Raw genomic sequence first — 7,975 nt, 5'->3', positions numbered from 1 at the left:
TGTGACCGACGTTCGCATCGAGGCCGAATTCGAGCAGCCGGCGCCAGCCAGCGCGGCGACGGCTCAATGAACAGAGCAGGAACTCAGGCGTCGGTCCAGTCGAGAATCACCTTGCCGCTCTCGCCCGAAAGCATGGCCGCGAAACCCTTTTCGTAATCGTCGACCTTGAAGTGATGCGTGATGATGGGCGAGAGATCGAGCCCGCTTTGCAGCATCGCGACCATCTTGTACCAGGTCTCGAACATCTCGCGACCATAAATACCCTTGATTTCAAGGCCCTTGAAGATGACCTGATTCCAGTCGATGGCGGTCTGCGCGGGCGGAATGCCGAGCAACGCGACCTTGCCGCCGTGATTCATCGCTTCGAGCATGGCCGTGAAGGCGCTCGGCACGCCCGACATTTCGAGGCCCACGTCGAAGCCTTCCGTCATGTGCAGGTCGGCCATCACGTCGTGCAGCGATTCGCGTGCGACGTTCACCGCGCGCGTCGCGCCCATCTTGCGCGCCAGTTCGAGACGGTAATCGTTGACGTCGGTAATGACCACGTTGCGCGCGCCCACGTGCTTCGCGATCGCCACGGCCATGATGCCGATCGGCCCCGCCCCTGTAATCAGTACGTCTTCCCCGACGAGGTTGAACGACAGCGCCGTGTGCGTGGCATTGCCGAACGGATCGAAGATCGCTGCGAGATCGTCGGAGATCTCCGGGGGAATCTTGAACGCGTTGAAGGCCGGAATCACGAGGTATTCGGCGAACGCGCCCTCGCGGTTCACGCCCACACCCGTCGTGTTGCGGCACAGATGGCGACGTCCCGCACGGCAGTTGCGACAGAAGCCACAGGTGATATGACCTTCGCCCGAAACGCGATCGCCAATCGAGAAGCCGCGCACTTCCTGGCCCATTTCGACGATTTCGCCCACGTATTCGTGGCCCACATGCATCGGCACGGGAATCGTCTTCTGCGCCCAGTCGTCCCATTTCCAGATGTGAATGTCCGTGCCGCAGATTGCCGTGCGGTGGATCTTGATCATCACGTCGTTGTGGCCGACTTCGGGCTTCGGCACGTCTGTGAGCGTGAGACCCGGGCCGCGTTCGAGTTTGGCGAGTGCTTTCATTTTATTTCGTCATCCTTTCTAAATCGCCGCTCAAATCACGCCCAGTTGCTTGCCCACGCGCGCGAATGCCGCCACGGCGCGCTCGACCTGCTCGGGCGTATGCGCGGCGCTCATCTGCGTGCGGATACGCGCGCGGCCCTTCGGCACCACGGGATAAGAGAAGCCGATCACATAAACCCCTTCTTTCAGCAGCGCATCGGCCATTTGCGAGGCCACCTGTGCGTCGCCGAGCATCACCGGAATGATGGGATGCTCGCCCGGCACGAGCGTGAAGCCAAGCGCGCTCATCTCGCGGCGGAAGTGCGCGCCGTTGGCCTGCACGCGCGCGCGCAGATTCGCGCCTTCGTCGCTCGCGATCAGTTCGAGCACGGCCAGCGATGCGGCCGCGATGCTGGGCGCGAGCGTGTTCGAGAACAGATAGGGGCGCGAGCGCTGACGCAGCAGGTCGATCACTTCCTTCTTCGCTGCGACGTAGCCGCCCGAGGCGCCGCCCAGCGCCTTGCCGAGCGTGCCCGTGATGATGTCCACGCGCTGCGCGACGCCGCAATGCTCGGGCGTGCCGCGGCCATGTGCGCCGATGAAGCCCACCGCGTGGGAGTCGTCCACCATCACGAGCGCGTTGTAGCGGTCCGCCAGATCGCAGATGCCCTTGAGGTCGGCGATGATGCCGTCCATCGAGAACACGCCGTCGGTCGCGATGAGCTTGTAGCGCGCGCCGCCGGCATCGGCTTCGCGCAGCTTCGCCTCGAGATCGGCGAGGTCGTTGTTCTTGTAGCGATAGCGGCGCGCCTTCGACAGCCGCACGCCGTCGATAATGCTCGCGTGGTTGAGTTCGTCGCTGATGATCGCGTCTTCGTCACCGAGCAGCGTTTCGAACAGGCCGCCGTTGGCGTCAAAGCAGCTCGAATAGAGAATGCTGTCCTCGGTGCCCAGGAACGCCGCAAGCGCGCTTTCGAGCTGTTTGTGCACCGTCTGCGTGCCGCAGATAAAGCGCACCGACGCCATGCCGAAGCCGTCGCGATCGAGCCCGTCCTTCGCGGCGGCGATCAGGCGCGCGTCGTTGGCGAGGCCCAGATAATTGTTGGCGCAGAAGTTCAGCACGTTGCTGCCGTCGGCAAGTCCAATGGCGGACGACTGCGGCGTGGCGATCACGCGCTCGCTCTTGTAGAAACCATCCGCGCGGATCTGGTCGAGCGTGGCGCGCAGGTGGTCGAAATAGGAAAGGCTCATGGCAACGTGCTCCTGACAGGGTAAGCCGCGGCTGTTATAGTCGCCGTCAGCTTCGAGCGAATTTATTCGTTTTTTCGAACCTAAGTTCGGTATATCGAACAGACTCTAATCGATGAGGCAGGGAATGGCAAGCACCGGCTCAGGCGCGCGCGCGCTCGCGCAGATGAAGCAAACAGCAGACGATGCGGCCGGCGCGCTCGCCGCCAGGCCCGTGGCGCGCAAATCCCGCGCCGCGGCGACCCGAACCGTGGCCAAGCCTGCGGGCAAGCCCGCCAGCGGCGCGGCGGCGGAACCAGGCGATCTGCCAAGCAAGTCTGCGCCCGCTGCGCCGCCACGTGTGGGCGAGCAGATCCAGCGCCTGCGCAGCGAACGCAGGATGACGCTCGACGAGCTGTCGCGCGCGGCGGGCGTGTCGAAGTCGATGCTCTCGGAGATCGAGCGCGACAAGGCGAATCCGACCATCGCCGTGGCCTGGCGGCTGACCAATGCGCTCGGCGTGAAGCTCGATTCGCTGTTTGCCGCGCCCAGGGCGCCCGATGCGATCGCCGTGGCCGGGCCGCACGACATTCCCACCCTGCTCGGGCACGATGCGGGTTATCAACTGCGCGTGTGGGGCCCGATCGAGCTGGCCGGTCACTTCGAATGGTATGAACTGACGCTCAAGCCCGGCGGCGCGCTGGTGTCGAACGCGCACGAGCCCGGCACGCGTGAGCACCTCACGGTGCTGCAGGGCGCGCTTGAAGTGGAAGCGGCCGGCAGCGTCGAACGTTTGAAGTCGGCCGACACGGCGCGCTATATCGCCGATCAGCCGCATGCGATCCGCAATGTGGGCAAGGGCGAAGCACGGGCGCTGCTGGTGGTGATTCACGGCTGATTCACGGCCGATTCGCGACTTACCCCACCTGGCCAGATGGCCAAAAACACGTATTGCTGGCTGCGCGATCGCTCCAACTACTGTATATTCATACAGTAAAAAGAACGAACGGAGCCGCCCATGCACACCTCGCGCACCCCGAACGAGCAGGATCTGGCCGCCTTGCGTTTCCAGGCGGCCGCGCGCGATCTTGAGCAGATCGTGCGCAGCATCGCGCATCGTTATATTGCCCAGCAAGTGCCGCTGAGCTGGCGCCTGCTGCACGCGATCGAAGCGGAAGCGCTCGCCGATCTCGGTTTCGCGAGCCGTCACGACGCACTCATGCTCGGCCTGTTCCAGCGCCCGGGCGATCTCGCCTATCCGGAAACCGACGAAACCGTCGACTTTGGGCAGTCCAATGCACTGCCTGCGGTGTTTGCGTTCGCCGTCAGCGCCTATGAATATGCTGCGCGCAGCGCCGAAGAGGCGCAACGCGAAGCGCGCCGCAAGGCGGCCGTCAAGCGCTCGCGCGCGTGGGGCGGCTGATGATGAAACCCTTCCTGGACCTCGCGCTGGACGCCAATCCGCCCCAGCCTTCGCTAGAATTCCCTTCTACGCTGCAACTAACGGAAGGACAGTGATGACCGCCTCCGATTTGTCCCACTCGTCCGGATCTGCCCGTGATCTTTTCGACCAGCAGCGCAGCGACTGGCAGCAGGACCCTGCCGCCGCTTTCGATGCGTGGCTGGCAGCCCAGGATCTGCGCCGTTCGTCGGCCGATATCTATCGCGTCCAATGGGGACGCTTTCTCGAATGGCTCGCGCTCAAGCGCAAGACCATCGTGTCCGTCGATACCGGCACGATCGCCGAATTCGTCGCCGGGCTCGAAGTCAAGAAACCGCAGCGGCTACGCTATCTGCGCCTGATCGAGCGCGTGCTCGACCATGTGCGGCAGATCGAGCTGGCGTCCACCAACCCCGCGCGCTTTATCGCCCAGGACGGCGAGGCCGCCTGGCGCAACGCGCGCGAAAACGAGCCCACCGGCTTTCTCACGGCCACGGAACGCGCAGCGGTGATCGCCCGGCTGTTCGCCCCGCTCACCGAACAATCGGCGGCCAGGCGCTGGCGCGAGCGGCGTGACCGTGCGCTTGTGGCGGTATTTCTCGGCGGTGGCTTGAAAACCGGCGACGCGATCGCGCTGCGGCTCGACGCGACCGCCATCGGTTCCGAATGGATCACGATCGAAGCCGACAATCCGGCCTTCACGCACAGCACGAAACTCGCGCCGTTCGCGGTCGACGTGATGGGGGCGTGGCTTGAGGCGCGGCGTCTCGCGGGGCTGCCCGGGCAGCTTGTGTTTCCCGGCTCGCCCAGCGGGCGGCCGATGCACAAGGCCACCGTGCTGCGCGCCATTGATGGCTTGATGGAAGCGGCAGGCGTCGCGCAAACGCGTGCCGAGCGCGCCAGTCCGCAAACGCTGCGCAACAGCTTTGCGGCCGATCTGTTTGAGCGGGGCGTGGATGCCGATCAGGTCGGCCAGTGGCTGGGCTTTTTGCAGCCGATTTCGGCGGGGCGCCTGCATCGCTCCTGGCGCGTCTGGGCCGACCGTGAAGCCGCGCTGCGCGCGACTGACGCGCCCCCGGAATCGAAATAAGACGGGCTTCTCACGCGTCAGCTATCCCGTAAGGGCTCACTGGCGCGTGTTGCCTCGATTCCCGTAAACACTCACCTCAACGCGTCGTAGAGAGTTTTTTCCCGGCCGCAAATCGCGCGAGCGCCTCCAGCCGCGAAGCACCTGCGCCCGACGTGTAGTCACATTCGGGACAGGAAAGCTCGAAACCCTCTCCCACCTGCGAAAGTTCCGGCTCGCCTTCCTCGCAATTCGGACAATGCGCGGGCAAGCCGACGTGACCATCCACCAGAGTACCGAGTCGAGCCAGTTCGGGCGGCGTGAGCCGGCCTGACTCGGCCAGTGCGCACAGCACGCTCGCCACCGCGCCGTCGATCCCCTGCTGGGCGCGCAGCGTCGCGACCTGCCGCGTCAAGCCGTCCACTTCATCAGAACGCTCGCGCAACACGGTGTCGAGTCGGTCGGCACGCGCCTTGGCCGTCGCCAGCTGCTGAATGAAATCGAATTCCTTGCGGCTCGCGTCGCGTTGCGCGGCTTGCCACGTCGACGACATCGTGCGCAGCGAATCGAGTTCGACCAGCATGGGCTTCACACGGCGCTCGGCTTCGGCCAGCGCATCCTTGATCTGCTGGGCGTAGTGCTCGGTGCTGCGGCGCATTTCTTCGTGCAGGCCGTCGATGCGGTCGCGCAGGCCCGCGTTGGTGGATTGTTCCGTTTCGATCCGTTTTTGCAGCGCTTCGTTTTCGGCCTCAAGGCGACGCACTGTCGCCTGGAGACTGTCGTGATGCGAAGCGCCTTGCGCGGACGACGCCGCAAGCTGGTTCTCGAGTTCGCGCACGCGTAGCCATGCGGCTTCCGTGCGAGTTTCGCTGCGCTGGAGCATTTCGTCGGCCGCAAGCCGTCGGGCCTCGGCATCGCGCAAAGCCCGTTCGGCTTCATCGCGACTGACGTCGATCGCTTCACGCTCCACTTCCAGCGTCTGCCTCGCCAGGATACGAGCTTCTTCAAATAGCGCCCCCAGCAGTTCGCCCGCGCGTTCTTCCAGCGCGGGGGGGATGGCGCCACTACCCACGCGCATTTTGGAAGCCGCACGGATGCGCTGCCAGAACTGATCAATGTCTTTGGGAATATCGCTGGCGCTGCCGGTCTGGGTCAGATCGCGGACGGTAGCCATCGACGGGCGAATGCCAAAATCAAAAAACAGCCGTTTGCATGCGTGGAGTGACAACTCCTGACGGCGTGCGCCGTCCTTGCGCATGGTGTCGAGTTCTTCGCGAAGGGCCTGACGTTCTTCGTCTCGAATCATGATGGTCTCGGCTAAGGAATACGGATCGAATAATAACAAATTACGTATTTTTCGATACGAATTTCCAGGTAGCGATTGCGTTGCCCTGAAATCCGTCGCTACGACCGTCCAAATTCGTGCGCCAGTTCGCGTTTGTCTCGGGGAGTTCGTGAAACAAAGCGAGGTTTACCGCTTAAGTAATTGTAAACGTTTGATTTTCGAGGAGCGAGCCATTTGTAGACAATGTTTCACGAGGGCTTTGCAGGTGTCGCGGGCGTTTCTTCGTGGAGAGTATGTGGATATCTCAGGAGGCTCGCGGGGTTAGAAAGGCTAGAGAGTAATAAAAGTAAACACCATTGATACCCGTTAAAAACGTTAACGCCTCGGCAAAGCCTTACCTGGCGGGGTTTACAGACCGCCTGGGTGAAGCTTTACGGGACAGGTGGTGAGGCTCTACGGGACGTACGGGTGATGGGCTTCGGGGAGGCGGGTGAGGGCCTGCGGGACACAACGTGAGCGGATTCGGGGCACAGCCCATTCTTGACTCTCCGGCAAGGGTGAGCGATTACGGGAGCTAAGGTGGCGCAACCCGTGTATACGCTGGTGGCAGGGGCTCTATTACGCGAAATGCAACGGTGAGCGGATTCGGGGCAGCTGATCGCAGTCATTTTTGAGGCTAATCGGCAGCTCAAAAAGGCTTCGGTGAGGGGTATCGGGAAAAAACGCCAGGCGAAGGTGATGCTTTCCGGGAACCGAAGGCCCATTTTGACCGGATTACGGTGTTTCAGGGCTTCAAGTGAGCTTTTACGGGAGGGCAAGAATCGGCGGGCTGACCTGCCGACGATATCCGCGCTGTCGCCCGATGCCTCCTTCTGCGACTTCAGGTGAGGATTTTCGGGACTTGGCTACGATGCCGGGAAATCGGACGCTCTGCCGCGTCAGGAATGCGTGGGGTGAGGATTTTCGGGAGCTATTTTTGGCGGATTTATGGTTCAAGGTGAGGTTTTCCGGGAGCTAGTTGGCGTTCACTGACGGCAAAAGCTTGAAAACTAAAGGCACCGAAATGCAATCGAAGTCGCTCCGGGTTACTAAAGGTGAGAGTTTTCAGGAGCATGATTGGTCGACGCGGGCAGATCCCCTAGGCTCGCGCGATTGTTGAAGGTGAGCCTGTTCGGGAGGTGACAACGGGATTCTCTGGCCAACGAGGTTGTGGATAACCCCCAGAATTCATTAGCTTTTTCTCCGCGCCGCCCAAAAGGTGAGATTCTTCGGGAGCTTAAACCGGGCGTTCGGCTCGCAATCTGAACGGTAGAAAGGTGAGGTTTTTCGGGAGTAGTTTCCTCTCCATTGTCCAGCCAGAGAGACGGCAAAGGCCGCTCGGCCTGGCGGCTGTCGATGGCATAGGTGAGGATTTTCGGGAACGATTTGATGCGGGTGATGACTGCCGGCAGCGATTTCCCGCCATCGGGTGAACCGTCAGGGTTGATGGATTGTGCTGTCACGCCCCATGACAGCGGAATTTGCGGTCTACCCAATGCCGGATCGGCGTGGACGTCACCCCCATCCGGACCCTTCGTTGTTGCGTTTACGCCTGAAAATTTTTAAGGTGAGGTTTTTCGGGAATGGTTCGACACCGTGCGAAAGGCTTCAAAAAGGACCGTTATCGCCATAAGCCAGCCCCCGTCGGGAGCCCCGCTGCCAGGCGGATTGCGCAAAGGTGAGGCTTTCCGGGAGCACTTCGCGGTGAGGTGGGCGCTTGAAGCGGCCTTCACCGGCAATGGTGAGAGGTGTGCTATAGACGCGTTTCACCACAAACGGTATCCTTTCGCGAAATCTCACCTTGACCCGACGCATGGCCACGA

At 62.3% G+C, this 7,975-nt stretch carries 7 protein-coding genes; 3 read left to right on the top strand and 4 right to left on the bottom strand.

Going from position 1 to position 7,975, the window contains the following annotated elements; genetic code table 11:
• Positions 1 to 83 precede the first annotated feature (83 nt).
• Positions 84 to 1,115: an L-threonine 3-dehydrogenase gene (gene tdh, locus VG320_RS16060; RefSeq protein ID WP_327201076.1), complete on the bottom strand. Its 1,032-nt coding sequence runs from the start codon at positions 1,113 to 1,115 to the stop codon at positions 84 to 86.
• A 30-nt stretch (positions 1,116 to 1,145) separates the two neighbouring features.
• Complete coding sequence (locus VG320_RS16055) at positions 1,146 to 2,345, bottom strand: glycine C-acetyltransferase (protein WP_327201075.1); 1,200 nt, start codon at positions 2,343 to 2,345, stop codon at positions 1,146 to 1,148.
• A gap of 211 nt (positions 2,346 to 2,556) precedes the next feature.
• On the opposite strand from VG320_RS16055, the gene VG320_RS16050 reads away from it, so the two are divergent.
• The 3 genes from VG320_RS16050 to VG320_RS16040 all read left to right on the top strand — a co-directional run bounded on the left by VG320_RS16050 (position 2,557) and on the right by VG320_RS16040 (position 4,852).
• The gene (locus tag VG320_RS16050; RefSeq protein WP_414696056.1) at positions 2,557 to 3,219 is read left to right on the top strand and encodes a helix-turn-helix domain-containing protein; all 663 of its coding nucleotides are present in this window, start codon (positions 2,557 to 2,559) and stop codon (positions 3,217 to 3,219) included.
• Positions 3,220 to 3,339: 120 nt separating this feature from the next.
• Positions 3,340 to 3,744 (top strand): DUF2471 family protein, encoded by a 405-nt coding sequence (locus tag VG320_RS16045; protein WP_327201073.1) that lies wholly within the window; start codon positions 3,340 to 3,342, stop codon positions 3,742 to 3,744.
• Positions 3,745 to 3,838: 94 nt separating this feature from the next.
• Positions 3,839 to 4,852 carry a tyrosine-type recombinase/integrase gene (locus tag VG320_RS16040; RefSeq protein WP_327201072.1) on the top strand — a complete coding sequence of 338 codons (1,014 nt, stop codon included), beginning with the start codon at positions 3,839 to 3,841 and terminating at the stop codon, positions 4,850 to 4,852.
• 76 nt (positions 4,853 to 4,928) lie between these two features.
• On the opposite strand, the gene VG320_RS16035 is transcribed toward VG320_RS16040, so the two are convergent.
• Together VG320_RS16035 and VG320_RS16030 are read right to left on the bottom strand one after the other, a co-directional pair.
• Positions 4,929 to 6,086 carry a DNA-binding protein gene (locus VG320_RS16035; protein WP_414696055.1) on the bottom strand — a complete coding sequence of 386 codons (1,158 nt, stop codon included), beginning with the start codon at positions 6,084 to 6,086 and terminating at the stop codon, positions 4,929 to 4,931.
• Between the two features lie 1,674 nt (positions 6,087 to 7,760).
• On the bottom strand, positions 7,761 to 7,975 hold a 215-nt coding region (locus tag VG320_RS16030; protein ID WP_327201070.1), incomplete at its 5' end, for a hypothetical protein.

The sequence above is a fragment of the Paraburkholderia sp. genome (genome assembly GCF_035948235.1).
Lineage (GTDB): Bacteria > Pseudomonadota > Gammaproteobacteria > Burkholderiales > Burkholderiaceae > Paraburkholderia.
This window is presented reverse-complemented; position numbering and strand designations above follow the sequence as displayed.

What these genes read in the sequence shown, in the direction of transcription:
- tdh (WP_327201076.1), bottom strand. Translation starts at nt 1,115, where the DNA reads ATGAAAGCACTCGCCAAACTCGAACGCGGCCCGGGTCTCACGCTCACA.
- VG320_RS16055 (WP_327201075.1), bottom strand. Translation starts at nt 2,345, where the DNA reads ATGAGCCTTTCCTATTTCGACCACCTGCGCGCCACGCTCGACCAGATC.
- VG320_RS16045 (WP_327201073.1), top strand. Translation starts at nt 3,340, where the DNA reads ATGCACACCTCGCGCACCCCGAACGAGCAGGATCTGGCCGCCTTGCGT.
- VG320_RS16040 (WP_327201072.1), top strand. Translation starts at nt 3,839, where the DNA reads ATGACCGCCTCCGATTTGTCCCACTCGTCCGGATCTGCCCGTGATCTT.
- VG320_RS16035 (WP_414696055.1), bottom strand. Translation starts at nt 6,086, where the DNA reads ATGCGCAAGGACGGCGCACGCCGTCAGGAGTTGTCACTCCACGCATGC.